26 protein-coding genes are annotated in these 26,637 nt (G+C 71.9%); 5 read left to right on the forward strand and 21 right to left on the reverse strand.

Annotation, left to right across the window (positions count from 1 at the left end; translation table 11 throughout):
- Positions 1-10: 10 nt before the first annotated feature.
- The 12 genes from QE370_RS16405 to QE370_RS16460 form a co-directional block, all read right to left on the reverse strand.
- Positions 11-553, reverse strand: coding sequence for an SRPBCC family protein (locus QE370_RS16405; RefSeq protein WP_253027170.1), 543 nt, complete (start codon positions 551-553; stop codon positions 11-13).
- Positions 554-667: 114 nt separating this feature from the next.
- Positions 668-2,647, reverse strand: a complete 1,980-nt coding sequence (locus QE370_RS16410) for an AarF/UbiB family protein (protein ID WP_309634994.1) — start codon at positions 2,645-2,647, stop codon at positions 668-670.
- Between the two features lie 9 nt (positions 2,648-2,656).
- Positions 2,657-3,892, reverse strand: coding sequence for an XdhC family protein (locus QE370_RS16415; RefSeq protein ID WP_309634995.1), 1,236 nt, complete (start codon positions 3,890-3,892; stop codon positions 2,657-2,659).
- On the reverse strand, positions 3,889-4,374 hold the full coding sequence (locus QE370_RS16420) for a (2Fe-2S)-binding protein (protein ID WP_067856070.1): 486 nt from the start codon (positions 4,372-4,374) through the stop codon (positions 3,889-3,891). Before QE370_RS16420 ends, QE370_RS16415 begins: the two co-directional genes overlap by 4 nt.
- A gap of 10 nt (positions 4,375-4,384) precedes the next feature.
- Complete coding sequence (locus QE370_RS16425; protein ID WP_309634996.1) at positions 4,385-6,715, reverse strand: molybdopterin cofactor-binding domain-containing protein; 2,331 nt, start codon at positions 6,713-6,715, stop codon at positions 4,385-4,387.
- Between the two features lie 108 nt (positions 6,716-6,823).
- The gene (locus QE370_RS16430) at positions 6,824-7,393 is read right to left on the reverse strand and encodes a nucleotidyltransferase family protein (protein WP_309634997.1); all 570 of its coding nucleotides are present in this window, start codon (positions 7,391-7,393) and stop codon (positions 6,824-6,826) included.
- Positions 7,394-7,468: 75 nt separating this feature from the next.
- Positions 7,469-9,760: an MMPL family transporter gene (locus QE370_RS16435; protein WP_309634998.1), complete on the reverse strand. Its 2,292-nt coding sequence runs from the start codon at positions 9,758-9,760 to the stop codon at positions 7,469-7,471.
- 195 nt (positions 9,761-9,955) lie between these two features.
- Complete coding sequence (locus QE370_RS16440) at positions 9,956-10,594, reverse strand: TetR/AcrR family transcriptional regulator (protein ID WP_309634999.1); 639 nt, start codon at positions 10,592-10,594, stop codon at positions 9,956-9,958.
- Positions 10,595-10,685: 91 nt separating this feature from the next.
- Positions 10,686-11,366 carry a DedA family protein gene (locus tag QE370_RS16445; protein WP_309635000.1) on the reverse strand — a complete coding sequence of 227 codons (681 nt, stop codon included), beginning with the start codon at positions 11,364-11,366 and terminating at the stop codon, positions 10,686-10,688.
- Positions 11,363-11,863, reverse strand: a complete 501-nt coding sequence (locus QE370_RS16450; RefSeq protein WP_253027073.1) for a GtrA family protein — start codon at positions 11,861-11,863, stop codon at positions 11,363-11,365. Before QE370_RS16450 ends, QE370_RS16445 begins: the two co-directional genes overlap by 4 nt.
- Positions 11,860-12,606, reverse strand: coding sequence for a polyprenol monophosphomannose synthase (locus QE370_RS16455; protein ID WP_309635001.1), 747 nt, complete (start codon positions 12,604-12,606; stop codon positions 11,860-11,862). The genes QE370_RS16450 and QE370_RS16455 overlap by 4 nt, the downstream gene beginning before the upstream one ends.
- Positions 12,607-12,620: 14 nt before the next feature.
- The gene (locus QE370_RS16460; RefSeq protein ID WP_309635002.1) at positions 12,621-14,129 is read right to left on the reverse strand and encodes a hypothetical protein; all 1,509 of its coding nucleotides are present in this window, start codon (positions 14,127-14,129) and stop codon (positions 12,621-12,623) included.
- Positions 14,130-14,220: 91 nt separating this feature from the next.
- Here QE370_RS16460 and QE370_RS16465 point away from each other — a divergent pair, with 91 nt between their 5' ends.
- Genes QE370_RS16465 through QE370_RS16485 form a run of 5 tightly spaced genes read left to right on the forward strand, consistent with a single transcriptional unit; the run spans position 14,221 to position 18,308 of the window.
- Positions 14,221-14,883, forward strand: coding sequence for a response regulator transcription factor (locus tag QE370_RS16465; RefSeq protein WP_309635003.1), 663 nt, complete (start codon positions 14,221-14,223; stop codon positions 14,881-14,883).
- Positions 14,880-16,190, forward strand: a complete 1,311-nt coding sequence (locus QE370_RS16470) for a HAMP domain-containing sensor histidine kinase (RefSeq protein WP_309635004.1) — start codon at positions 14,880-14,882, stop codon at positions 16,188-16,190. The genes QE370_RS16465 and QE370_RS16470 overlap by 4 nt, the downstream gene beginning before the upstream one ends.
- A gap of 46 nt (positions 16,191-16,236) precedes the next feature.
- Entirely contained in the window at positions 16,237-16,635 is a 399-nt protein-coding gene (locus QE370_RS16475) for a hypothetical protein (protein ID WP_309635005.1), read from the forward strand.
- Between the two features lies 1 nt (position 16,636).
- A complete protein-coding gene (locus tag QE370_RS16480) occupies positions 16,637-17,854 on the forward strand; it encodes a glutathionylspermidine synthase family protein (RefSeq protein ID WP_309635006.1) in 1,218 nt (405 codons plus the stop codon).
- Between the two features lie 34 nt (positions 17,855-17,888).
- On the forward strand, positions 17,889-18,308 hold the full coding sequence (locus QE370_RS16485) for a DUF350 domain-containing protein (protein ID WP_067856032.1): 420 nt from the start codon (positions 17,889-17,891) through the stop codon (positions 18,306-18,308).
- A gap of 189 nt (positions 18,309-18,497) precedes the next feature.
- On the opposite strand, the gene QE370_RS16490 is transcribed toward QE370_RS16485, so the two are convergent.
- From QE370_RS16490 to QE370_RS16530, 9 genes are all read right to left on the reverse strand, one after another.
- Complete coding sequence (locus QE370_RS16490) at positions 18,498-21,023, reverse strand: Ig domain-containing protein (protein WP_309635007.1); 2,526 nt, start codon at positions 21,021-21,023, stop codon at positions 18,498-18,500.
- A 342-nt stretch (positions 21,024-21,365) separates the two neighbouring features.
- Positions 21,366-21,758 (reverse strand): hypothetical protein, encoded by a 393-nt coding sequence (locus QE370_RS16495; RefSeq protein WP_309635008.1) that lies wholly within the window; start codon positions 21,756-21,758, stop codon positions 21,366-21,368.
- Between the two features lie 196 nt (positions 21,759-21,954).
- Complete coding sequence (locus tag QE370_RS16500; protein ID WP_309635009.1) at positions 21,955-22,506, reverse strand: RNA 2'-phosphotransferase; 552 nt, start codon at positions 22,504-22,506, stop codon at positions 21,955-21,957.
- The gene (locus tag QE370_RS16505) at positions 22,503-22,904 is read right to left on the reverse strand and encodes a hypothetical protein (RefSeq protein ID WP_309635010.1); all 402 of its coding nucleotides are present in this window, start codon (positions 22,902-22,904) and stop codon (positions 22,503-22,505) included. The genes QE370_RS16500 and QE370_RS16505 overlap by 4 nt, the downstream gene beginning before the upstream one ends.
- Entirely contained in the window at positions 22,901-23,377 is a 477-nt protein-coding gene (locus QE370_RS16510) for a DUF6896 domain-containing protein (protein ID WP_309635011.1), read from the reverse strand. Before QE370_RS16510 ends, QE370_RS16505 begins: the two co-directional genes overlap by 4 nt.
- A 110-nt stretch (positions 23,378-23,487) precedes the next feature.
- Complete coding sequence (locus tag QE370_RS16515; RefSeq protein ID WP_309635012.1) at positions 23,488-24,084, reverse strand: suppressor of fused domain protein; 597 nt, start codon at positions 24,082-24,084, stop codon at positions 23,488-23,490.
- 334 nt (positions 24,085-24,418) lie between these two features.
- Entirely contained in the window at positions 24,419-24,631 is a 213-nt protein-coding gene (locus QE370_RS16520) for a hypothetical protein (protein WP_309635013.1), read from the reverse strand.
- A 136-nt stretch (positions 24,632-24,767) separates the two neighbouring features.
- Positions 24,768-25,214, reverse strand: coding sequence for a hypothetical protein (locus tag QE370_RS16525; RefSeq protein WP_309635014.1), 447 nt, complete (start codon positions 25,212-25,214; stop codon positions 24,768-24,770).
- Between the two features lie 37 nt (positions 25,215-25,251).
- The gene (locus tag QE370_RS16530; protein WP_309635015.1) at positions 25,252-26,583 is read right to left on the reverse strand and encodes a cytochrome P450; all 1,332 of its coding nucleotides are present in this window, start codon (positions 26,581-26,583) and stop codon (positions 25,252-25,254) included.
- Between the last annotated feature and the right edge of the window lie 54 nt (positions 26,584-26,637).

Genomic DNA, 26,637 nt, shown 5'->3' on the forward strand with positions numbered 1-26,637 from the left:
CGGCTCGGGCTCAGCCGTGCACCCACCCCGGGTGGGCCGGCGGCTCCTTCTCGACGTGCTCGACCCGACCGCGGTGGATGGTGCCGCGCCAGGCCTCGCCGACGTCGCCCACGGTCTCCACGAACGTCGCGAAGCGGTCCAGCTCGGCGCTGACGAGCGGTCGGAGCAGCGCCTCGGCCGCTCGTCGCGGCACGACGGGCGGGCACGGCACGCGGAGGGTCAGGCCGACGACGCAGGTGTCGGGTCCGGTGGCACGGAACGTCACCTCGCCCTCGTGGACGACGCGGCTCCCGAGGGTGTGCCAGGCCACGAGCGTGTCGGGATGCTGCTCCACCACCTCGGCGTGGAACTCGTGGCGGAGCGGTCCGAGGCGGACGAACCAGCGCGTCACGGCCGGACGGACCTGCTCGACCCGGTGCACGTGGCGCGCGAAGCGCGGGAAGCTCTCGTACTGCGTCCACCGGTCGTAGGCGGTGCGCACCGGCACGCGCAGGTGTCGCTCCTCGTCCACGGTCCCCGGGCCGCGGTGGCCCCACGGCCTAGGCGCGCGCACGACGCCCTCCTCGTCCCCTCGGGGCTCGGGTGCAGAGCATGGCGTCCTCCGGTCGGGTCGGCGTCGACACCTCGGGCGTACCCGCAGCGTCGGCGTCCATGCGCCCAGCACCGCTCAGTCCCGGTCGAGCGGTCGCTCCTGTCCGTGGAACATGCCGACCGCGACGCGGAGGGCGACGGTGACGCCCGCGAACCCGAGCAGCCCGCCGAGCAGGTCGACGAGCGAGAGCCGCGGGGTGAGCTCGGGCCCTCCACCGACGAGCACCAGGACGACGGCCAGCACGCTGGCGGCGACGCCGAAGGCGGCGACGAACACCCCGTTCAGCTGGTCGCGCAGCCAGGTGCGGTCCTGAGGATGACCCAGCGTCCTCGTCCGGACGGTGAAGGTACCGTCGCCCAGCGCCCGACTCACGTGCTCGACCCGACCCGGGAGACGGCGCGCCACGGCCGCCAGGACACCAGCCTGGCCCGCTGCCTGCGACGCGACGCGGCGCGGCGACGTCAGTCGGCGCACGAGGGACGGCAGCTGTTCGCGGGCGGACGCGAGCAGGCTGCGCCCCGGGTCGAGCAGCGTGACGACCCGCTCCGCCGACGTCAGGGTCCGGAACGCACCGGCGACGTCGCCCGGCACACCGATGCCGTGTCGACGCATGACGCCGAACAGCCGGGTGAACGCCTCGGCGTCGAGCGCCGTCCGCAGCTGCAGCGCGGCGATCTCCCGACCGAGCTCGCGCCGCAACGTCAGGACGTCGGTGTCGGTCGGGACGTCGAACGCCAGCACGAGCGCGTCGGTGGCCGTGACTGCGTCGTCACCGAGGACGCCCAGCAGGAGCAGGGCGAGCAGGTGCCGGGTCTCGCTGTCCAGCAAGCCCACGGCACCGAAGTCGAGCACCCCCAGGCGGCCGTCGTCGGTGAGCAGCACGTTTCCCGGGTGCAGGTCGGCGTGGAAGACGCCAGTGACGAAGATCGTGTCGAGCAGCGCCGCGACGAGCGTGTCGGCCAGCTGCTCCCGTCGTCGCTCGGACAGCCCTGCGACGACCTCCGCACCGCCCGACAACGGCCGCCCGACCAGTCGCTCCATGACGAGCAGGCGGCGGGTGCTCAGGGTCGTGTCCACCGCCGGGACCACCAGGTCGGGCCACGCCGAGAGCGCCGCGCCCCCGGCCACGGTGTTCGCGGCCTCCACGCGGTAGTCGAGCTCCTCCCGCAGCGACCGCCCGAGGCCGTCGGCGAGCCCCACGACCGACATCTCGCGAGCCCACGGCCACTGCCGCTCCGCCCGGCGAGCCAGCCGTCCGAGGATGTCGACGTCGACCAGTACCTGTCGCTGCGCGTCGTGCCGTTGCACCTTGACCACCACGTCCCGCCCGTCGGCGGTCGTCGCCGCATGGACCTGCGCGAGCGACGCGGCCGCGAGGGGCGTCGTCTCGAAGGTGGCGAAGACCGTCTCGGGCGGCGCCCCGAGCTCAGCGACGACCGTCGCCCGGAGGTCCTGCGCCGACTCCGGCTGGGCGTCCGACTGCAGCGTCGCCAGGGCGCGTGTGGTCTCCTCGGGCAGGAGGTCCTCCCGGGTGGCGAGGATCTGTCCGACCTTGACGAACGTGACGCCGGATCGCTGCAGAAGCGTCGTCAGCGCCGGAGCGAAGGGACCGGACCCCGGCCCCCGACGCAGCGCGACGAGCGCCCCCGACGTCGTGGTGACCGTGCCGAGCTGGACGTACCGTCGCCCTCGCCGCACTGCATCGCGCAGCGCCACACCTGCGCGTCGCGGACCGGGCACGGACCCGGTGGGGACCAGCACCTCGAGGACGAGCACGACGGCGAGGCAGGCAGCGAAGACCCACAGCGCCGCGACGCAGAAGAAGACGAGACCGACGGCCACGGGCGCGGTCAGCCCCTCCTCGGCGGACCCGAGGTCGGCGCGTTCGGCGAGCGCCGAGGTGACCGGTACCCCGACGACGAGCGCCGTGACGGACACGAGGACGGTGCGCAGGGTGCCGACGCGCGCACCGAGCACACGGCGGATCACCATGGCCAGCCCGACCGCGAGCAGGACCAGGGCGATGCTCGAGACCACCCACCCCAGCACCGCCATGCCGGCACCCTAGCGCAGCGTCGACCCCGCGCGGCCCGCCGCGAGCACGGGTCGGCCGGACGTCCCGGCGACCCTCCGGTCCGGCTCCGCGGTGGCCCGGTGGATCGGCCCGTCGGTGTCGCCCAGCCCGCGCCCGGTGCCGCCACGACGGACGGCGACGACCTCGGCGAGGATGCTGATGGCCGTCTCCTCCGGCGTGCGCGCGCCCAGGTCGAGGCCGAGCGGTGAGTGCAGGCGGTCGAGCTCCTCGCCCGTGAGGCCCGCGGCACGCAGCTGCTCGAGCCTCTCCCGGTGGGTGCGCCGCGAGCCCATCGCCCCGACGTAGGCGACGGGGAGGCGCAGCGCTCGGGTCAGCGTCGGCACGTCGAAGCGGGCGTCGTGGGTGAGCACGCACACCACCGTCCGGGCGTCGATGCGACCGGCGGCGACCTCGGCGTCCAGGTAGCGGTGCGGCCAGTCGACGACCACCCGATGGGCGTCGGGGAACCGGTCGCCGGTCGTGAACGCGGGCCGGGCGTCGCAGACGGTGACGTCGTAGCCGAGGAAGCGTCCCGCGCCCGCCAGGGCGCGGGCGAAGTCGACGGCGCCGAGGACCACGAGACGCGGCGGCGGGGTCCACGTCTGGACGAACGCGCGCACGCCGGAGGCGAGCGGCGAGCCGTCGGGTCCGCAGTGCACGACGCCGCTGGCACCGCTCGCCAGCATGGCCTGGGCACGCTGCTGCAGCGCGCGACGCAGACCGGTCGCGCCGCTCGCCGGCGGCGCGTCGTCAGGACGGACCGCCTCGGCAGGAGCCGCCCCGACGGTCGCGCCGTCGGCGACCAGCCGCTCCCCCACGCGTCGCGGGTCCGGGTGCTCCAGCACCGTCACGACCGCGACGGCGTCGCCGGCCGCGACCCGCGCCGCCACGTCGCCCAACCCGTCGTCGAGCCCGACGCGCTGCACGAGCACCTCGATGCGTCCACCACAGGTGAGACCGACGTCGAACAGGTCGTCCGCCGCGAAGCCGAACGTGCGCAGCGTCGGCTCGCCCGACGTCAGCGTCGCCTCGGCGAGGTCGACGACCGCCGCCTCCACGCACCCGCCCGACACCGACCCGGCGATGCGCCCGTCGGCCGCGACCACCATCGCCGCGCCGGGCTGGCGCGGCGCGGAGCCCGACGTCCCGACGACCGTGGCCAGCGCGACGGGCGAGTCCTGCACCCAGCGAGCGGCGCTCGCGAGGGCGTCGTCGGCGACCGTCACCGGCGCATCAGCCTCTCACCCGTCCGGACCGCCTCGCGGATCCTCGTGTAGGTGCCGCAGCGGCACACGTTGCGGATCGCGTCGAGGTCGGCGTCGGTGATGGCCCGACCCTCCCGCTGGACCCGCTTGACGAGAGCCACCGCGGTCATGATCTGGCCGGGCTGGCAGTAGCCGCACTGCGCGACGTCGTGCTCGAGCCAGGCCTCCTGCATCGGGTGCAGGTCGTCGCCGGGCACCGTGTCCGCCAGGCCCTCGATCGTGGTGACCTTGTCGGTGGGCCGGATCTTCTCGACCGGCACCGCGCACGGGTTGAACGCCTTGCCGTTGAGGTGCGACGTGCACGCCTTGCAGACGTTGATGCCGCACCCGTACTTCGGGCCGGTGACGCCGAGGACGTCGCGCAGCACCCACAGCAGGCGCACCCCCTTCTCGACGTCGACGGTGACCTTCTCGCCGTTGAGCTGGAAGCTGTACTTGGGCATGTCGGGCTCCTCAGGAGACGAAGGTCAGGCCGTTGGTCGGCGAGGCCGGCACGGGCGGGACGAAGGACTTGGGCGTGAAGTGCAGGGGCTGGCGGAAGTTGACGGGGAACTCGGTCGGCATGGTGCCGGTGGCACGCGCGTAGGCGCAGGCCACGGCAGCGGCCGACGCGGCCACGCCGGCCTCTCCGATGCCTCCCGGCTCGGTGCTCTCGGACTCCATCACCTCGCACCGGAACTCCAGCGGCGTGTTCCACTGCCGGGTGTACGCCGAGTTGTCCCAGCTCGCCTCGAGGAAGTGACCGTCGACCAGGTGGTTGCTGTAGGTCAGGACCTGCGCCATCCCGTCGCTGAAGCCGCCCATCATCTGCGCCTCGATGCCGAGCGGGTTGATGGCGAGGCCGCAGTCGACGACCATCGTGGCCCGGAGCACGCGCGGCCCGGTCACGGCGTCGCGGACCTTGCGGTTCACCGTGGCCGGACGGCAGTCGAGCTCGACGACCACCGCGGTCGCTCCCTTGTACTCCTTGTGGATGGCGATGCCCTGGGCGACGCCCTTCGGCAGCCTCCTCCCCCACTCGCCCAGCTCGGCGGCACGGTCGAGCACGCGACGGACGACGCCGCTCTTGGTGAACGTCCTGCGGAACTCGACCGGGTCGGTCCTGAAGCGGGCGGCGAGCTGGTCGACGATCAGCTCGTTCGCCACGCGCACGTCGGGTGAGTAGATGTTGCGCACCGAGCTGGTGTTGAACCTGCTCTGGTCGTAGTTCGACTCGTTGAGCAGCTGCGTCACGACGCCGAAGTTGTACGGCAGCTCCTGCGTCAGCAGGAACACGGTCTCGGAGAAGCCGAGGTTGCCCAGGCCCGACGGCAGCGACGCGACCTCGGCGGTGATGCGCTCGCCCAGGCCGTGGGTGAAGTCGCAGGAGACCGACGTGTGCCGCTGCTCGAAGGTCGCGACGGTGTCGCCGACGACCGTGGCGCGGATCCGCGACGTCGCCATCGGGTGCACGCGACCCTGGCGCGGCTCGTCGGCCCGGTGCCACATGAGCTTGACCGGGACCCCGAAGGCCTTCGAGACCTGCGCGGCCTCGATGGCGCCGTCGCTGAAGAGCTTGCGACCGAACGACCCGCCGCCGGTGACCACGTTCACCTCGACCTTCGTCTGCGGCAGGCCGAGCAGCTTGGCGATCTTCGACTGGGCGTCGATCGGCGACTTCAGACCGCTCCAGATCCGCGCGGAGTCCTTGCGCACGTCGGCGACCGCGCAGTTCGGCTCGAGGGCCGACCCGCTGCGGAAGTGGAAGGTGAACGAGCCCTCGACGGTGGTCGCGCCGAGCGCCGGCACGGCCAGCGGCAGCTCGGCCGCCCTCAGCTCGCGGGTGACGTCGTCGGCCTTCTTGCCGGGCACGGTCCCCTCCGACCACTGGACGTCGAGCGCGCGGACCGCGTCGATGCACTGGCCGAACGTGCGGGCGCGGACGGCGACGCCGGTGGGCACGACGCCCACGTGCGTCACGCCCGGCATCGCCCTGACCTTGGCGGCGTTGCGGACCTTGACGGGCTTGCCGTTCAGTGCCGGCGCGCGGCACACCATGGTCGGGAGCGCGTTCTTGACCTTGAGGTCCATGGCGAACGTCTTGCGGCCCGTCACCGCGTCGAGCGCGTCGATCCGGCGCTGCGGCGTGCCCACGACCTTGCGCTCGCGCGACTCGTCGAGGGTCACCTTCACCTCTCGCGTGCGCGAGGTGTCGACCTTCTGCGCGGCCTGCCCGTAGGTGACCGACGAGCCGAGCGAGTCGAGGATCGTGCCGCCCTTCGTCGTCAGGCTGGTCACCTGGGCGCCGAGCATGATCGCCGCGGCCTCGAGCAGCGACTGCCGTGCGACGGCGGCGGCCACGCGGATCGGGGTGTAGGTGGAGATCGTGGTGTTCGAGCCACCGGTGAGCTGGTTGAACAGCAGCTCCGGTCGCGCCGGCGCGAGCGTCACGTGCACACGGTCCAGCGGGAGGTCGAGCTCCTCGGCGAGGATCATGGCCGTCGACGTCGTGATGCCCTGCCCCACCTCCATGCGTGGGAGCGCGAAGTGGGCGTCGCCCCGACGGTCGATGCGCACGGCGACGAGGTTCGACGTCGGGAGCGCGCACTGCGTCAGGAAGTCGTTGAGGTCGTAGGCCTCCGGGATCTGCGGGACCGACGGCAGCACGACGGCGGCCGACGCGGGCGAGGCGCCGAGGCCGAGGTCGGCGGCGACGAGCAGACCGGCGCCGCCGATCACGTAGCCGAGGAACGTCCGGCGCGTGGGAGCAGGGGCGGGCAGGGCGGAGTCAGGTGGGATGGGCACTGCGGCACACTTTCGTCGGGGATGAGGGGATGGACGAAGTGGGGGATGCGCAGCACTGTGTCACGGGTCACGTCGTAGTGCAGACGAACTAGTCCAGTCGGACCATCCTCAGGTGCCCTCGAGCGAGGTGTCGCGGTCCTCTCCGGACGCGAGGTCGTCGCACGCGACTGCGGTCGCGGACGCGCCGGTCAGGTACGCATGTGCGCCCCGGTCACCGGTCAACGTCGCCGCACATGCGGACCAGTGGTCGCGCCCCATCAGCACGGGGTGACCGGGGCGCGAAGAAAATTCTGCGCGTGCGAGCGCGTCGGGCCCCGAGCCGCGTGCCGCCACCCGCGCGACGACGTCGGCGCCGACGTCGGGCAGGTCGACGAGGTGGATCATCACCGCGTCGGCCGACGTCGCGGCGACGGCACGCAGCCCGGCGCGCAGCGACGCCGACATCCCCTCGGCCCAGTCGTCCGCGACGACCACCCGCGCCTCGGCCGGCACGAGCGCGCGTGCCGTGTCGGCCTCCGCGCCCAGGACGACGTGCACGGCCTCGCACCCGCCCTCGCGCAGCACCCGGACGGCACGCGCGACCCACGGCTCGCCGTGCGCGTCGACCACCGTGGCCTTCGGTCGCCCGAGCCGTCGACCGGCCCCGGCCGCCAGCACCAGTCCGTGCAGCTCACCCACGCGCACCACCTCCCCTCCCCCTGAGTGTGACGTTCGCGGGGCGAGGACGCTGCTCCCGGCCCGCGAACGTCACGCTCAGCGGGGACTGGAGGCGTCGCGCTGGGCGTCCTCGGGGTGCGGTCCGGGCTGGGGGTGGGAGCGCTCGAGCGCGGCACCCTCGACGTCCATGTCGGGCAGGATGCGGTCGAGCCAGCGCGGCATCCACCAGGCCGACTCGCCCAGCAGGTGCATGACGGCCGGGACGAGCAGGATCCGCACGACGAACGCGTCGACCAGGACGCCGAAGGCCAGGCCGAAGCCGACCGACTTGATCATCCCGGAGTCGGCGAAGATGAAGCCCGCGAAGACGGACACCATGATGAGCGCCGCCGCGATGACGACCGAGCGGCCCGCGTGGAACCCCCGCTGCACCGCCACCCGCGCCGGCGCACCGTGCGCGTGCGCCTCGCGCATCCCCGACACGAGGAACAGCTGGTAGTCCATCGCCAGCCCGAACAGCACGCCGATGAGGATGACCGGCAGGAAGCTCAGCACCGGGCCGGGGTCGTGCACGCCGAAGACCGACCCGATCCAGCCCCACTGGAAGATCGCGGTGAGTCCGCCGAACGTCGCGAGCAGCGACAGCACGAAGCCCAGCGTCGCGGTGAGCGGCACCAGGATGGAGCGGAACACCAGCACGAGGATCAGCAACGAGAGCCCCACCACGACCGCGAGGTAGACCGGCAGGGCGTCGGAGAGCTGCGCGCTCACGTCGATGTTCCCCGACGTCGCTCCGGCGACCCCGAACGACGCCACGCCGTCCGCGCGCAGGTCGCGGACGTCGCGGACGAGCTGCTCGGTCGCCTCGTCGGACGGTCCGGTCTTCGGCACCACCTGGAACGCGAGCAGCATCTTGTCCTCGGACGCGCCCACCGGTGCCACGGCGGTGACGTCGCCCTGGTCGCGCAGCAGCTCGCCGAGGCGCAGCTGCTCCGACGTCAGCGTCGCGTCGGTGACCGGCTCGTCGAGCGTCGCGACGACGAGCAGCGGGCCGTTGGCGCCGGGGCCGAACGCCCGCTCGACCGTGCTGTACGACTGGTAGACGACCGAGTCCTCGGGCTCCGACGTGGCCGAGTTGAGGCCGAGGCGCATCGAGAGCGCCGGGATCGCCACGACGAGCAGCACGACGACGGTCCCGACCACGGTCAGCCACGCCCGGACGGTGCTCATCGGGCGGTCGGCGGGCAGGTGCGCACCCTCCGGCTCCGGCGCCTGACCGCGCTCCTTGCGGGTCAGGGCCCGGCGACCGAGCAGACCGAGCATCGCGGGCGTCAGCGTGATGGCGACGAGGATCGCGACGAAGACGCAGATCGCGCCGACCGTGCCCATGACGCCGAGGAACCCGATCCCGACGACGTTGAGCGCGAGCAGGGCGATCAGCACGGTGCTGCCGGCGAACACGACCGCGTTGCCCGACGTGCCGTTGGCGAGGCCGATCGACTCGTGCACGTCCATGCCACGCGCGAGCTGCTTGCGGTGGCGGTTGATGATGAAGAGCGAGTAGTCGATGCCGACCGCCAGGCCGAGCATCACGCCCAGGGCCGGGCTGACCGACAGCATCTCGACGACGCCGGACAGCGACAGGCTCGCCAGCACGCCGACCCCGACGCCGAGCAGCGCGTTCAGCAGCGGCAGGCCCGCCGTCACGAACGTCCCGAGCATCACGACGAGGACGATCGCGGCCACGACGAGGCCGACCGCCTCGCCCGGGCCGAACACGTTCGGGATCTCCTGGGAGATCTCCGCCGACGGCAGCACCTCGACGCCGTCGACCGGGTCGTCGGTGAGCGCGGCCAGCACGTCCTCACGGACCTCCGGCGTCACCTCGACCAGCTCGTCCGTGAACTGCACCTGCGCGAGGGCGGTGGTCCCGTCCTCCGACACCTGCCGCAGACCCTCGCTGAGCTTCAGCAGCGCCGCGCCGTCGTCGAGCGTGCGACCCTGGGCCTCGAGCTCCTTGCGACCCTGCGCGAGCTCCTCCTCCTGGGCGGCGAGCTGCTCGCGCTGCGCCTGCGGCGCCGAGGGCGCGGCCTCGAGCTGCTGTCGCGCCGCGGCGAGCTGCCGCTCTCCCGCCTTCAGGCGCTCGCGTCCCTGCTCGAGCTGACGTCGACCGTCCTCCAGCTTCTGGACCTGCGCGCCGACCTGCTGCTCGACCGCGAACGGGTCGACCGTGCCGGAGACGCCGTCGACGCGGTCGACCTTCTTCAGCACGGCTGCGATCCCGGACCGCTGGGCGTCGGTGAGCGCCTTGCCGTCCTCGCTGCGGAAGATGACCGTGGCACTGCCGCCGCTCGCGTCGGGGAAGCGCTCCGCCAGCTGGTCGGCCACGCGCTGCGTGGGCGTGTTCGGGGATGGTGACGGTCGACGTCAGCGCGCCGCCGAAGAGGGCGAAGGCGCCGGCGGCGAGGGCGAGGACCGCCACCCAGGCGGCCAGCACGGTCCAGGCGCGGCGGGCCGCGAAGCGACCGAGTCGGTAGAGCAACGATGCCATGGTGGTCTCTCTCGGGTCTCGAGCGGACAGGGTCAGGCTCCGGCGTGGCGGTAGCCACGGCCGAGCTGGTCGGTCATGCGGACGACGAGCGACGTCCACAGCGCACGGGAGTCGTCGTCGACGACGCCGCGGGTCTCCTCGCACCACCGCTGCGCGACGAAGGCGGTGCCGTTCATGAGCGAGGTGACGAGCAGCTCGCGGCCGAAGGTGTCCGTGGTGTCCCCCGGCTCGCGAGCGGTGGCGAGGAGGAGGTCGCGCAGACGGTGGAAGGCGTCGTCGATGACGTGGCCGTAGCGCCGCGGCAGCGTGTCGTCGACACTGAGCACCGACCACAGGAACGACATCTGCGGCGTCAGGTCGGTCTGCTCGAAGACCGCGGACATGCGGGCGAAGGTGCCGTCGAGCGTGTCGTCGCCCTCGACGCGACGAGCAGCGGACTCGAGCGCGTCGACGGCCTCGCCGATGCTGCGGGCGAGCACCTCGGTGACGACCTCGTCGAGCGTCGCGAAGTGGTTGAAGACGGTGCGGCGCGACACGCCCGCGCGCTGCGCCAGGACCTCCGTGCTGAGCTGCACGGAGCCCGTCTCGGCGACGAGGTCGGCAGCAGCCGCGAGGATCGCCTCACGGTGCTGCTCGCCGCGCTGCTGGCGTCGGTCGACGGACTCGGTCACTCTTCCAGACTAGGCAGGTGCTTGCACTGAGTGCATCTTCTGTGGATGTGGCCGTCGCCACACCGGCGACGGTGGCCGAGGTCGCCGTCGGCTACGCAGCCTCGGCAGACGCGGCAGGCTCCGAGGTCCCAGCGGGCTCCGAGGGTCCCGGCGCCTGCACGGCGCGCGCCCGCGAGCGTCGCATGCGCAGCAGCTCGATGCCGAGCGGGACCACGGAGAGACCGGCGAAGCCGATGGTGATGACCTCGACGTGGTGGGCGACCAGCGGGATGCCGCCGAACAGCGCGCCGAGCGCCACCATCCCGCTCCCCCAGAGCACGGCGCCGACGACGTTGTAGGCCGTGAACCGACCACGGGGCATGCGGGCCACGCCGGCCACCGTGGGCGTGAAGGTGCGGATGATCGGGATGAAGCGTCCGATGATGACCGCTGCGTTGCCCCGACGCTCGAAGAAGTCGTGCGCACGGTCGACGTACTCGGGCCGCAGGAACCGTGAGGTCTCCCGCCGGAAGACGGCCGGCCCGTACCGACGACCGATGAGGTACCCGAGCTGGTCGCCCGCGGCGGCAGCCAGCACGACCCCGATCATCACCAGCCAGATCGGCACCCCGATGACGTGCGACGTCGCGAGCGCGCCGGACAGGAACAGCAGGGAGTCCCCCGGCAGGACGAAGCCGAGCAACAGCCCCGTCTCGGCGAAGACGACGAGCATGACGACGAGCACCGCGGCCGGCCCGAGGGTCAGCAGGAGAGGGGTGAAGACGGCGGTCATGAGGCGATCGTCCCCGGCTCCACCTGACGGCCACCTGACTGCCGGCGCGGGTCGCCCGCGCCCACGGCTGCCGGCCCGGCGTCCTCCCGGAACACCAGCAGCCGGTAGGTCCAGAACCTGAACACGGTCCCGAGCAGCAGGCCGACGCCGTTCGCGCTCACGTTGTCGGCCAGCCGCGACGTCAGGTGCAGGAGGTCGTGCGAGACCAGCAGGCACACCACCGAGAAGCCGAGCCCGACGACGTTCAGCAGCACGAACCACGCGACCTCGCGCCGCCCCCACCGTCGTCCCGACCATGTCAGGGCGGCGTTGCCGGCGAACGTCACGACCATCGCGACGCCGACGGCGAGCACCCGGGCGACGCTCGGGTCCCACGACCGGAACGGGGGCAGCACGAGCAGCTCGTTGAACGCGACGACGTCGACGACGTACCCGGAGCCGCCGACCACGAGGAAGGTCAGCACCTCGCGCGTCAGCAGCCGTCGCAGCAGCGTCATGCGGCGCCGACCTCGACCGGACGTCGAGGGGCCAGGGCGCGACGCAGCTCCTCGCGGCGCCACACGAGAGGCAGCCGCAGCGCCTCGAGCGCGATGGTCGTCGACATCTTCGACGCCCCGGCAGTGCGCTCGGTGAAGACGATGGGCAGCTCGCGGACCCGCAGGCCGGCTCGCTGCGCCCGCCACGTGTTCTCCACCTGGAAGCTGTAGCCCTCCGACCGCGAGGTCAGCGCCCCGACGGCGACGAGCGCCTCGGCCCGGAAGGCCTTGAACCCGGCCGTGCAGTCGTGCACGTGCAGGCCGAGCACGGCGCGCACGTAGACGTTGCCCGCCCGCGACAGCAGGCGTCGCCGCCAGGGCCACCCGCGCGACCCGCCTCCCGGCACGTACCGGGAGCCGACGGCCACGTCGACGTCGCGCAGGGCGTCGAGCAGCGCCGGGACGCGCTCCGGCGGGTGCGACAGGTCGGCGTCCATCTGGACGATGCCCTCGTAGCCGTGCTGCAGCGCCCACTGGAAGCCGGCGCGGTACGCGGCGCCGAGACCGTCCTTGCCCGCGCGCTCCAGCAGGTGCACGTGCGGTCCGAAGCGCGGGTGGGCCCGCACGACGTCGGCCGTGCCGTCGGGGCTGGCGTCGTCGACGACCAGCACGTCGGCGTCCGGCGCGGTCGCGGCCAGGGCGTCGAGGACCACGACGATGCTGTCGCGCTCCTCGTAGGTCGGGACGATGACGATGTTCCTCATGGGTCCTCCTCGGGTCAGCCGCAGTCGGCGGCAGGGACGGGACGGGCCAGCCCGTCGCGCAGGTAGACGCTGGAGCCGCACACGTCGGCGACGCGGTGGTAGCGGCGGTGCAGCACGGCGGTGGCATCGTGGGTGCGCAGGCCCCAGGAGCGCAGGCTGCGTCCGGTGACGACCCAGGTCGGCGCGCGCGGACCGGCGAGCACCGCGGTGAAGCCGGTCAGGTCGGGGTCGAGGGTCTTCGTGGGCAGGCTCCACAGCGACGGGTACGGCGAGGTCAGCCCGCTGCCCTGCACGACCCCGGGGTGGCCCCAGGCGACGACGAGGGAGTCGGCCCCGACCGAGGCGGCACCGATGGCGTGACCCACTCTCTGGTCGCGCGTGAGGTCGTCGGCGCGTGCGGACATGACCGTCGCGCTCAGCACCGCCGGCACGAGGCAGCTCGCCGCGGCGACCGTCGCGAGCCGGGGCCGGGCCGTGGAGAGCAGCCCGACGCCCACGGCGAGGGGCAGGGCCAGCTGCACGAGGTAGTGCGTCCAGAAGTTGCCGCCGATGGCGATCGAGACCGCCGCCCACGCCGTCCAGGCCAGCGTGACGACGGCGACGAGTCGCACGTCGCGACGCATCCGCCGCACGCCGAGGAGCAGGAACGCCAGGGCGGGCACGACGCCGCCGACCACCGCGGCGGCCAGCAGGTGCAGACCTCGCGCGTGCGCGGCGACACCTCGCGACGACGCCAGCGCAGCGCCGGCGGCCACGCGGAACGGGTACATGGCGTACCAGACCCCACCCGGCGACGTGCCGTGCAGCACGGCCCACCCGAGCACCACCCCCGCCACGGCGACGCCACCGGCAGCCGCCCCCACGAGGGCGACCAGCAGGGTGCGAAGACGCAGGGTCCGGGTGAGCGCGCCGAGCGCGACCACACCCGACGCCACGACGAGCACGTCGACCATGTTCTGCTTCACCATCAGCGCGGCCAAGAGCCCTGCCCCGGCCAGCACGCCACCGAGCAGGTGGTCGCGCCGACGGGGGCCGCGCCACACGAGCACGACGCCGAGCACGCCGAGCGCGGTGAAGGGCGCTGCCAAGAGCTCCCCGTCCACCTCGTACGCGCCCGCGGCGGGCGAGGCGAGCAGCGCTGCGGCGACGACGGCCGTCCAGGCGGCCGCGGTCGCCGAGCCGGTCGCACGGCGCACGACGGCACCGATGACGACCACGGCGACGACGACGGCCAGCGCACCGACGACGCGGAGCCCGACGGCACCGCCGAGCCCGTCGGCCAGCCGGTACAGGGTGATCAGCAGCGGTGGCCGATCGACCCAGTAGTGGCCGTAGAGCGACGTCCCGGGACCCCACTGTCCCGCGACCGTCAGGAACCCTGCCTCGTCGGACCCGAGACCGCGGTCGGCCCAGGTCATGCGCAGCAGCGCCGCCAGCACCCCGGCTGCGCACGGCACCCACACGACCCTGGGCAGGCTCGTCGCCACGCCACGCACACGGGTCGTGCCGGTGATGCTGGTCATGCCGCCACGCTAGGAGCGGCCACCTGTACGCCACCTGAACGTCGCTGCCCGATCACGCCGCGCTCACCCGCACGTCGGGCAGGATGAGCCCGTGGCCAGGATCGGCGTGTGCGAGGACGACGCGTCGGTGCGGCGCGTCCTCGTCGAGGGACTGCGGCTCTCGTCGCACGACGTCGTGCTGGCCCGCACGGGACGCGAGGCGATGGAGCTCTTCGGCACCGACACGGAGCTCGACGCGCTCGTCCTCGACATCGGCCTGCCCGACGCCGATGGGCGCGACGTCTGCCAGGCGCTGCGGGCCGGCGGCCAGCACGCGCCCGTGCTGTTCCTGACGGCGCTCGACGCCGTGCACGACCGCGTCTCGGGCTTCCACGCGGGAGGCGACGACTACGTGCCGAAGCCGTTCTCGATCAGCGAGGTGCTCGTGCGCCTCGACGCCCTGATGCGCCGTTCGCGCAGCGCGCCGGCCGAGGCCACGGGGCTCGTCCTCGACCCGGAGCGGTTCTCCGTCCGCTCCCCCGACGGCGAGCAACGGTTGACGCCGACCGAGTTCAGGATGCTGGCCGCCATCGCCGCCCGACCGGGCGAGGTCGTGCGGCGACGCGCCGTGGTCGCGGCCGGCTGGCCCGACGGCGCGATCGTGCACGAGAACACCATCGACACCTACGTGCGCCGCCTGCGCGTGAAGCTCGAGGCCATCGACGCCCCGGTGACCCTCGAGACCGTGCGCGGGGTCGGGTTCGTGCTGCGATGAGCCGCTCGCCAGGGGTGCGTGGGCGGCTCGTGCTCACGACGGCACTCATCACGACGGGTGCGATGGCGCTCATGCTCGTGGTGGTGCTGCTCGCCGCGAACCAGCTCATGGCGTCGCAGGTGCAGACGGCGCTCGACGACCGCATCGACACCGTGGCCGCGTCGCTCGCCGCCCGCCAGGGACGGGTCGAGGTTCCCGACGTGGGGGCCGACACCGTCCTCGACGGCGTCTGGGTCTTCGACGCCTCCGGCGTGGAGGTGTCGGGCCCCGACGCCAGCGCCCGGACGACGGAGGTGGTCGACGGGCTTGCCGACGTACGGCAGGCGACGACGCTCAAGCGCGGCGAGCGGCTGTTCCGGGCCCGACCGGTCGCCGTCCCCGGACGCGACGACCTGACCGCCGTCGTCGTCGCCACCGAGTCGCTCGACGTCTACGAGGCGAGCCGCGACATCCTGCTCGGCGCGCTCGGCGTGGCGGCGCTGCTCGTGGTCGCGGGGACCGCCGCCACGACGGCCTGGACCGTGTCGCGCACGCTGCGCCGCGTCGGCGAGATGACCGAGTCCGCCGACGAGTGGAGCGCGCACGACCTCGAGGCCCGCTTCGACCTCACGGGCGACGACGAGCTGGCCCGGCTCGGTCGGACGCTGGACCGCCTGCTCGACCGCGTGGCGCAGGCGATCCGCGCCGAGCAGCGCCTGACCGGTGAGCTGGCGCACGAGCTGCGCACGCCCCTGACCGCGCTGCGTGGCGAGGCCGAGCTCGCCCTGCTCGGATCACCGCCCCCCGACGTCCGCGAGCGGTTCGTCCGCGTGCTCGAGCAGGTGGACCGGCTGAACGGCACGATCACGGCGCTGCTGGAGGTGGCGCGCCACGCCACCGGGTCGCCGCGGCAGGCTGACGTCGGCGAGGTGGTCGCCGCTCTCGTCGCGGCGCGACCTCCCGCGGACGTCCGGACCGACGTCGCCGCAGCGGCCGGTCTGCACGTGGCGGCCGCCGCCGAGCTCGTCGAGCGGATCGTCGGACCCGTGGTCGACAACGCCGTGCGGCATGCCCGCACGCGGGTCGAGGTCGTCGTGCGCCGCCGCGCAGGCCGGGTCGTCGTGGAGGTGAGCGACGACGGGGCCGGCCTCGATCCCGCTCACGGCGAGGACGTGTTCCGCGCCGGGTTCCGACGCAGCGACGACGCGGAGGGCGCCGGCCTCGGCCTCCCCCTCGCGCGGCGGGTCGCGGCGACCGTGGGTGGCACGGTGAGCGTGACGTCGACGCACGACCCGACGACGTTCACCATCGACCTCCCCCCTGCATGACCACGTTGGACGGGCGCACCGGTTCGCCCTTCGCTACCGTGCTCGCGTGGACGACGACAGGAAGCGCTCCGCCATCGTGGGCGTCGGGGCCGTGGCGCTGGCCGTGACCGCGATCGTGGCCATCTCGAACGACGGCGGCGCCGACAATCGCGCCGTCTGCGTGGACCGGTCGACCGACACCCGCGTGACCGACGAGCGCTGCGACGACGACTCCTCGGTCGACGGCGGCTCGTCCGACAGCGGCGGCGGCTCGTCCGGCGGTGGCGGCTACGGCTGGTACTACATCCCGGCGGGCCGCACGGCGCCCGGCGTCGGCGAGAAGACCTCGGGCCAGGGCTCGTACACCCCGCCTCCGTCGTCGGTGAAGCGCGGAGGCGTGGCCTACGACGGCGGCGAGGTGACCCGCGGCGGGTTCTTCTCCGGCAAGAGCTCGTTCGGCGGCTGACGTGCGACGACTCGCGTCAGAGCCACGGCCCGACTGGCTCGCGAAGGTCGAGGGCGAGGGACTCACGTACGCCGTGGACCGCGCCGAGGACGGCGAGCACCTGCCGTACTGGGACGAGTCGGCCTGCTACGTGCTGAGCGAGGCCGAGGTCGACCACCTCGAGCGCGTCACCGACGATCTGCACGCGATGGCGGTGGAGGCCGCCGGTCGGATGGTCGCCGACCCGAGCGTCGTCGAGCGGCTCGGCCTGCCGCCCGGGTCGGGCGAGCTGCTGGCCCGGTCCTTGGACGACCCCGACGAGATCTCGCTCTACGGCCGCTTCGACCTTGCATGGGACGGCACGGGCGAGCCCCGCCTGCTGGAGTACAACGCCGACACGCCTGCCGGGCTCGTCGAGGCGGCGGTCTGCCAGTGGACGTGGCTGGAGGAGACGCACCCCGACCGCGACCAGTGGAACATGCTGCACGAGCACCTGGTGAAGCGCTGGGGCGACCTGCGCTCGCAGGGCGTCGATGTCGTGCACTTCGCCGTCGGGCAGGAGGAGCCGACCGAGGACTGGGTGACGGTCGCGTACCTGCGCGACACCGCGCAGGAGGCGGGCGTGCAGACCCTCGGCGTGACGGTCGAGGACATCGGCTGGCACCACGATCGCGAGGTCTTCCTCGACCCCGAGGACGTCGAGATGCGCTACTGCTTCGCCATGTACCCGACGGAGTGGATGCTCGACTCGATCTTCGGGCAGCACCTGATCGCCGGGCGGGGCACGACGCGCTGGATCGAGCCGCCGTGGAAGCTGCTGCTGGGCTCGAAGGCGTTGCTGCCGGTGCTGTGGGACATGTTCCCCGGCCACCCGAACCTGCTCCCCTCCTACTTCGACGCGCCCTACGCCATGCGGCGCTACGTCACGAAGCCGTTGTTCGGGTGGGAGGGCGACGGCGTGGAGATCCACGGCGAGGCGATCGCCGAGTCGGTCCCCCGCTCGCACACCGAGGGCCAGCAGGTGGTCTACCAGCAGTACGTCGACCTGCCCGACTTCGACGGCCACCACCCCGTGCTCGGGACGTGGGTGATCGGGGGCCGTGCCGCGGGCCTCGGCATCCGCGAGTCACGCGAGCGGATCACCACCACCCGGGCCCGCTTCGTCCCGCACCTGATGGACACACCCCGCTCGTCGCCCGACCAGGTCGCGTCCTGGCTCGCCGACACCGACCACCGCTGACCGCAGCCCCCACCACCCCTCCGAGGAGACCTCCATGGACCTGCTGACCTCCGTCGGCTACGCGCTCGCCTACGCCGTCGTCGGCATCGTCGTGCTGGGCGTCGGCTACGGCGTGCTCGACCTGCTCACGCCGGGCCACCTGGGCCGGCACATCATGGCCGGCTCGATGAACGCGGCTCTCGTCGCAGCCTCCGGGATCCTCGGCCTGGGCCTGGTGGTCTACACCGCCATCTGGCACCACGCCGACGCCTCGTTCGGCGAGGCCCTCGGCTACACGATCGTGTTCGGGCTGTTCGGCGTCGTCGTGCAGGCGGTCGCGTTCCGACTCGTCGACATCGTCATGCCCGACGACCTCGCCGCCACCGCGATGGAGACGACCTTCCACCCCGCGACCCTCGTCCCGGCCGCCACCCAGATCGCGGTGTCGCTGGTCGTGGTCGCGAGCATCGCCTGACGGCTTCCCGCCCGCCGGCGCCCGCCCCCAGGCGGTAGGTGAGACGCCTTATCCGCCCTGGCGGTACGTGACGCGCCCCATGTAGACCCCGAAGGGCGCGAGACCTACCGCCGACACGGCCAGGGCGCAAGACGGCGACGGGCCCGCCCGTGAGCTTCACGGACGGGCCCGACTCCGGGTGCTGACGGCTCAGCGCTGCGCACGCACCGGGATGGTGTGCAGGGTCGAGCCCGTCTTGACGCCGAGCACCCAGTGACCCTTGCGGCTCATGCCGCGGTCCATCCGCACCGGCAGCGAGAAGCGGTTCAGGCCCGCCTGCTTGCCAGCCCGGACGAGGTAGCTGCCCGAGGCGGTCGGACGGCTGCCCCGCGGTGCCGCGTTGTAGTACTGCGGCCGGGCCGTGCCGGAGGTCAGCGCGACCACCTGGTACGTCTGGCCGTCACGCACCTGCCACGCGCCGTCACGGAACGTGGCGCCCGCGACGAAGAACCGCGCGACGCGGTACGTCACCGACGCGGTGCTGGTGTTGCCCGCCCGGTCGGTGGCACGGGCGGTGACGGTGACCGTCTCGCCCGAGACCTTCCGGCTGGTCCGGCACGACGCGATGCCCGAGAGGGCGTCGCGGCTCGTGCAGGTGGCCCGGGGCGCCTGGCCGGCGTAGACCCGGCCCTTCGACACGCCCCTGACCGCGACCCGCGGAGCCGTGCGGTCGACGTCGATGCCGGCGACCGTGACGGTCGTGGCGCCGCCGTCGGCCGCGAGCACCGTGCGCGTGACCGACTGGCCGGCGCCGTCCCGGCCGAGCGTGACGGGCGCGGGGCAGCTGCCGACCAGCGCGCCGCTCGTCGGGGCGCACTGGAAGGAGACGGTCACCGGCGTGCGGTACCAGCCGCTCGCCGACTTCTTGACCGCACTCGTGACCTTGGCCGTGACGACCGGGTCCTGACGTGCCGTCGAGTCCGACGAGCCGACGAAGTCGGCGTCACCGGCGTACGCGGCCGCGACGGCCCGCTCCTTGCCGGCCTCGACCCGGTACGCGAGCGTCGCGACACCGTCGACGACGGGTGCGGTGCCGACCTTCTCGCCGCCGACCGAGAAGGTCACGGTGCCGGTCGGCGCGCCGGCGCCGGGAGCCGTGGGCTTCACGGCAGCGGAGAGCGTGTCGCGCGCGACCGAGAGCGTGGTCGACGTCGCGGACTGCGCGACGGTGACGGTCTGGCTCGTCGAGGCGGCGGCGTAGCGGCCGTCGCCCTGCTGGTCGGCGTCGACGACGCAGGCGCCCGGGTGCTGGAAGGTCACCGTGGAGCCGTCGATGGCGCAGACGTCGGCCGAGGCCTCGTCGACGGAGAGGACGACGGGCTGCCCGGACGCCCCGGCGGAGGTGGTGACCGCGTAGGTCTGACCGACCACCGCGTTCGCGGGCGCGTCGGACGTGATGGCGACGGTCTGCGTCGCGAGCGACACCGTCAGCGTGACGTCCTGCGTGCTCGACAGCTTCGCGTTCGACGCCTCGACCGTGACCGGGTAGGTGGCGGCGGAGCCGTTCGCGGGGGTGCCCGCGAGGGTGGCGGTGCCGTCGCCGTTGTCGACGAAGCTCAGGCCCGAGGGCAGGTCGCCGGCCACGGTCAGCGCCGTGTCGGACGGGTACCCCGCGACCGTGGTGACGGTGAACGACCCGGCCTCGCCGACCGTGAACCCGGCGGCGGTGGGGCTGGTGATCCCCGGGGCCTCGTCGACGGTCAGCTCGAGCGTCTGCGTGGCGTCGGGCTCGTTGCCGTTGCTCGCCTTGAGCGCCACGTCGTGGAGGCCGCCCGTCCCGGCGGCCGGGGTGCCGGCCAGCGTGGCCGTGCCGTCGCCGTTGTCGGTGAGCGTCAGGCCGCTCGGCAGCTCGGACGTCGCCGAGATCGTCGCCGCGGGCTTGCCCTTGGTCGTGACGGTGAAGCTTCCCTCGACCCCGGCCGTGAACGACGCCGTCGCGTCGCTCGTGAAGCTCGGGGCCTTCACGACGGGCGCGAGCGTCGCGTTGAGCGCGTTGGCGAGCAGGCGCGTGCCGTCGGTGGACGCGTCCCAGAAGTCCGAGCGGGCGTCGCTCGACGGCGGGAAGAAGTTCAGGTAGATCGACTTCTCGCCGCGGACCACGAGCGGCTCGCCCGTGCTCCAGTGCGCGACCACGGTAGAACCCTCGGCCGGGGCCACCGGGATGCGGTAGCTGCTGCCGCCTCCGTCGAACGAGCCGACGCCGGCCAGCAGCGGGTCGTCGGCGTCGTCGACGACGAGGTGGGCGCGGCCGCCCCCGCCGCCCCCGGACGACACGACGGCCGAGTAGTCCTCGGTGCTGAACCGTCCGGCGATGCTGTCCGCTCCGGCGAAGGCTGCGACCACGACGTGCCCGCCGCCGTCGACGTAGTCGGCGAGGACGTCACCGAGAGCGCGCGGGTCCTGGAAGTTGCAGTCGTTCCACACCATCACGGCGTCGTACTGCTGCAGGTCCTGGAGCGTCGGGGTACCGGCACCACAAGCGGACTCGGGCAGGACGACGACGTCGGCGAAGCCGCCGGTCGCCTTCAGCTTGTCACGGGTGTCAGCGTCCCAGGACGCGCTCGCGTTCGCGTTGAGCAGGCCGACGGTGGGCTTGGCCTCCGGCTCGGCCTGCGCGGGCAGCGCGCCGAACGCGAGGGCGGACAGGACGAGCGCGACGAGCGTCGCGACGCTCACGAGGGACCGGGGCGAGGTCGCGGCCGTACGGCGCGATCGTCCCCCTCCCCCGCGGGCAGGCGTGATGGCATGACGAAACACGAGTTCTCCCAAGAAAGTGGCTGCGGGGCCGGTGAGGACCGCGGTGCACCGCCGCGTCGCGGCGGAGCTCCTGGCACCGTGGTCGACCCGCAACGTAACAGCGGTTTCGTCACCGTGTCCTCGGAACTGGGAGAAACTTCCGCAGGACCTCCTCAGCGCTTTGCTCGCGGCCGGCCTTCACGATGGTCCGGCGGGCGCTGCACCTGGAAGATCGCGCTCACCGGGACGGGAGCGCCCTCTTCATGGCCACGACGGTAGCGGTCAAAGGCGAAGACCAGCCGGGTCCACGGTCGCTGCGTCCCAAAGAACTCCGTCCCCGTCGAGGATCCACCTGACACTGTCAGTCGCCTCGGCGATGCGCGCGACGATGTCCGAGGCGAATACTTCGTCGGCGCACTCGAACGGGCACGCGTGGACGAGGGACATGTCGGGGGCGACGACGCCGTCGAGTATCTCGAATGGCCCTTCCCGCACCTCCCAGACGGTCTCCGGGGGGAGGTCCGCAAACAGCGTGAAGAATCGCCCAGCCGGAGCAGGCATCTGCACGACCCGGTCGATATCGCCCGGGGATCGCTCGCCGCCCAAGGCGACCAGCACCGACGCAGCTTGCTCGAACAGGCCCGGGTCGAGCGCGAGCAAGAATGCGCCCTTCATCCACACTCCTTGATGTAGCTCAGCGTCTCGCGGGGCGATCGCAGGATAGGCCTACCCTGCTGAGCTGCATGACGCCAGGCGGATCACTCCTGTTCGGCAAATCCCGTTGTCCGCGCCTCTGGACCACTCTGGCGGACATCTACCGAGGAACCATCTGATCCCGGTCACCGCTCACAGCGCCCACAACGCGCGCAGCTCAGCCCAAACGCGCGACGAACTCCGCCGGTACGCGATCAGCTAGCCACACCGCTTCGTTGCCTTGGTAGAAGGGGACTCCGCGCGACGCGGCAGCGGCCGCATCGATCATCAGCAGGAGGGGTGACGCGCTCTTTCGCCGTCCCACCATCTCGGCGGTCTCCATGTCCACGGACAGATGAACGAACTGGCGTCCCATCGGCAGCAGCCCGTCAGACTGGATCTGAACCCAGCTGCGCGGAGCCGTCCCGTGGAACAGGCGCTCGGGAGGTGCCATCGGCTGCCGTTGAATTCGAGCACGGACCGAGTGTCCGTACAGAGCCCTGATCCGGTCCCCCACGAGCTCATGCCGGCGTTTGCCAGCATCCTGGATCATCCGTTCCAATGCCTCACGGTCGACGGACAGCCACGCGCCTCCCCTCTCCCTGAGTGCGAACACGAGCTGTTCGACCGGCACCCAACCCTCCTGGTCCAGCTCAAGTTCGTAGAGCCACGGCTCGTGCCGAAGCGCATGTGACACAGCCCGGCTGAGGTCTGACGCCTCCACAGTCATCGTGCATTCTCCTCCGGCAGCCATTCGACATCCTGCGCAGCGACCTCGTAGGCACCTTCTCCGTCGATGTAGATCAGGTAGTGACGGATCGTCCAGAAGCCCCACGTCTCGCTCGGCTCCGCCGCGAGCAGGTCGCTGACCCACTCCGAGGGCACAACTTCGACAAGAGTGTCGTATGCACCCTCGATATGCCAGGCCGTGCAGTGGCCTTCGGCGCGAAACCGATATGCGCGCACCTTGTGGAACCTCAGGCCCCCTCGGAACATCGAGCCCTCGCGCTCGTAGAGGCAGCGAAGTTCTATGTCGCCGCCAGAGTGGAGAAGTGTCGCGGCCTCCGTACAGGCGGAAGGTTGCGGCGAGAGCGGTCCAATCATCCGCTTGCCAGATGCGGAGTTCACTGCGGCTCCGTTCCAGACAAATCCGATGACGGCCCGCCCATCCTGGCCTCCTGAGGTGTGAGGTCGTAACGATCATCCATCCACGTGAAAGATTCGTCATCGATCCGTCGAAGGACTGGCACAGCGCGGAGGGCAGCGGCGATCTCCTTCTGCTGCACGTGTTCGTCACCAGCAGAGCGGGCATACATCAGGACCTGCCAGGCGTCGAGGACCAGCCGGCCCTTGCCGTCCCAGTCGACACTAATGTCGCGCCCTGAATCGAGTTCGAAGCGACAGCCCCGACCATGCAGGATGAAGGTGCCGAGCCCTTCCAAACGTACAGAACGCACAGGAACTGTTCCATCCCGCGGTACTGCAAAGAGTCCCGTCCAGACCGTGGGGCGGTCGAGGCCCTTGAACTGAAGGACGAGCGCATCGAGGCATCGACTGGCGAGCTGGAGGAAACCCTCAACGTGTACTCCTGACGTCACCATCGGATTCGGTCAGCTCCCTTCGAGTCCGCCGATCGCACGAGCTCGTCGGCTGTCGGCCAGACCTGGCCCTCGCACATCCACGCACGCGGTGGACGATGAGTCTGTCTCCCTCAGACTTGCATCGGCGGACGATGAAGATCAACGAGGTCCGGGTCCCGCAACACGAACTCGTTCTCGAGGGCTTCCCAGCCCGCACGTGCCACAGCCTCAGCGTCCGACACTGGGACGAGCCACGGGACGACTACCTGACCTGCTGGGCCTGCGTAGGTTGCGAGCTCATCCGGGAAGTACACCGGACTGGTGATGTAGAAGCTCATGAGGCGCGATCCCTCGGTGATCGGACCGGCCGGTCCGATCACCTCACCGCGGAGCAACGCTCGTTCGTTCGTCAGCGCCATTAATCCGACCTGCAGCAGGAGCGACACCACGACATCGTGGCGCAGGGCCGGCGGCGCCAGCATCATCAGCTCTTGACGTATCGCCCGGCCGGAACGCGGCGACCGAAGGACATGGCGACTGAGTCCCAAGGTCGAGTAGGCAACAGACTCAAGGTCGGACCCCCTCGAGAGCTTCACGACCTGGAACGGCGTCCTCTCTCCGTCCGGATCGACAGACCAGCCCGCATCTATCCGGCCGAGATGCTTCTCGAGATGGTCTACGAGACTTTCGATCTCAGCCACCCCCAGCGAAGCGACCGTCGTCGTCACCGCGGTTCGGTTGCATGACGAACACCCTAGACTCGCCCACGATCGTAGATACCCAGGACTTCGGAGCGCGGTTGGCCTCAACTGGTTGCTACGACGTGCCCCGTGTCGACGGCCCGGACTGGAGTTTTTCGTACAAAGGTATGGCGCGGGCGAGGGGCAGGCGTGCGGGATGGCGTCGCACTAGTCCAGGGTGAAGGAGCGCGGGTCCGCGCCTTGGACCAGGTCAGGCGAAACGGCATTGCTCGCCCGAGCCGTACTCCCGTGAGTTCCGGGATCACGTCGTCCAAGTCGCTCGAAGGACGAGCATCTGCATTGCGTGTCGGCGCAGGATGCTTCAGAGTTCCGCATCAACCTTCGCAAGGAACCAGAGCAGTGTCTCGAGGGGCAGCTCGGGACGAAAGAGCGTCACCGTGCGTTCCCCGGTCGCTTCCCGCTCGAAGACCTCGGCGATCACCTCACCGTCGTCGAGGGTCAGCTCGAGCCCTATCCCGTCGCGCTCCCCCACCGAGCTCGCGAGTCTCGTCGAGAATCCTCCGGTCGACGACATGACTCACCCCCATCACTGCGAGTTCCGTGCCCGGGACGAAGAACGAGCACCCCGCCAGGGGCGGACGCGTCGCCTAGGCTCCCTCACTATCGCATCGCGTCACGAGCGAGATCAATCAGCATTGGGACGAGATCCGCTACTGATCCGGCGACGCTCTGACGAACCGCCGTCCGACGAACTCACTACGATCGATGGCGCTCGTCGGCGACGTCTCTCTGTACCGCCGATAGATCTCCCCGCCGGGCCAGTCCTCGTCGTACACCTCGAGGACCCACCGTGCGAGATCTCTGTGCCGGAAGTCCTCCGCTCCGTTCCGGACCTCCTGCAGCAAGGTCTCGAGCTCCGGCCACCGCGCGTCTCGGAGCACGTACTCCAGGATCTCCACCGCTCCGGGAGGCCAATTCTGGGTCAGATCGCCGAGTCGTGCGACCGCGAACTCACGGTCGACATACTCCGTGACAGCACTTCTTCGCACGTGCTCCAGCGTGCTCTCGAGATGCTCCACACCGGGGTGGAGCTGCGCCGAAGCCTGCACGTCCTCGATCCACTCACCAAAGGCCGCCTCAGGCGAGACATGACTCATCGAGCGCCCTCCCGAACCCCGGCGATCCCACGGGTCCTCACCCTGCGAGCCGAGCGGGCAGCGCCGCGTAGCCGCGCAGGATCCTCGTCGAGCGTCGCTCGGCACCGGGCTGGAGGGTCAGGTTCGGGTAGCGGGTGAGGAGGGTGCGCAGCCCGACTTCGCCCTCCATGCGCGCGAGGGCGGCACCCAGGCAGTAGTGGCGGCCGGAGGAGAACGAGACGTGCTGGTCGGCGTTCTCGCGGCTGACGTCGAAGCGCTGCGGGTCGGCGAACACGTCAGGGTCGCGGTTGGCGCCCGCGAGCAGGGTCGTGACGACCGAGCCGCGTGGCACCTCGCGTCCGCCGAGCACCGTGTCGTTGACGACGCTGCGGCCGGTGAGGAGCACGGGCGGGTCGTAGCGCAGCACCTCGTCGACCGCGCGCGACCACAGGTCCGGCTTCTCCTGCAGGAGCTCGAGCTGCTCGGGGTGCTCGTGGAGCAGGGCGATGCCGTTGCCGAGCAGGTTCACGGTGGTCTCGAACCCAGCGGCGAGCACGAGGCCGGCGGTCGCCTTGAGCTCGAGGTCGGTCAGCTCGACCCCGTCGTCGTCCTGCGCGAGCACGAGCTGGCTGAGCAGGTCGTCGCCAGGGTTGCGGCGGACGGCGGCGATGTGGTCGTCGAGCCAGCGTTCGAACGCGCGCAGCGAGCGCTCGACCGCACGGAAGCGTCCCAGCGGGAGCCCGAGGTCGAGGCTGGGCGCGGCCCCCTCGCCGAACTCCAGCACCTTGTCGCGCTGGTCGTGCGGAACCCCGAGGATCTCCGCGATGACCGTGACCGGCAGCAGTGCGCAGTAGCGCTCGACGAGGTCGACGGTCCCGTCGTCGCTGCTGGCGAGGTCGTCGAGCAGCTGGTCGGCGATGTCCTGGGTCCGGTCCTGCAGCCCCCGTACCGCCTTGACGGAGAAGACGCGCGTCACGAGCTTCCGGTAGCGGGTGTGCTCGGGCGGCTCGACGGACAGCAGCGAAGGCGGCGTCAGAGGTCCGATCGGGGTGCTGCTGTCGGCCCAGCGGCGCACGGGACCGAGCAGCCCGCCCGTGCCGAAGTCGAGGCCGGCGTGCACGTCGGGGCTGCCGAGCACCTCCTTGACCACCGGGTGCGTGGCCGTGACGTACGCGAAGGCGCTCTTGTGCAGCGCCCCGCTCGCGCGCACCTCCTCGAAGAGGTCGAGCGGCAGGCCTCCCCCGGCCTGGCCGTCGCTGCCGGTCGAGGTCGCCATGATCAGCCGAGCCTGCAGGTCGCCGCGACGGGCTCCGGCCTGGATCCCGAAGCGCGGCAGCGCATGGTTGAGTCCCCAGCGCGTCAGCGACGCCGCCTCGTCGAGGATCTGCACGATGGACCTCCGATGCTCGGTTGAGCCCAGTATCAGGTACGGTCCGCGCTCGCG

It is taken from the genome of Aeromicrobium sp. SORGH_AS_0981 (genome assembly GCF_031453195.1).
Classification (GTDB): Bacteria; Actinomycetota; Actinomycetes; order Propionibacteriales; family Nocardioidaceae; genus Aeromicrobium.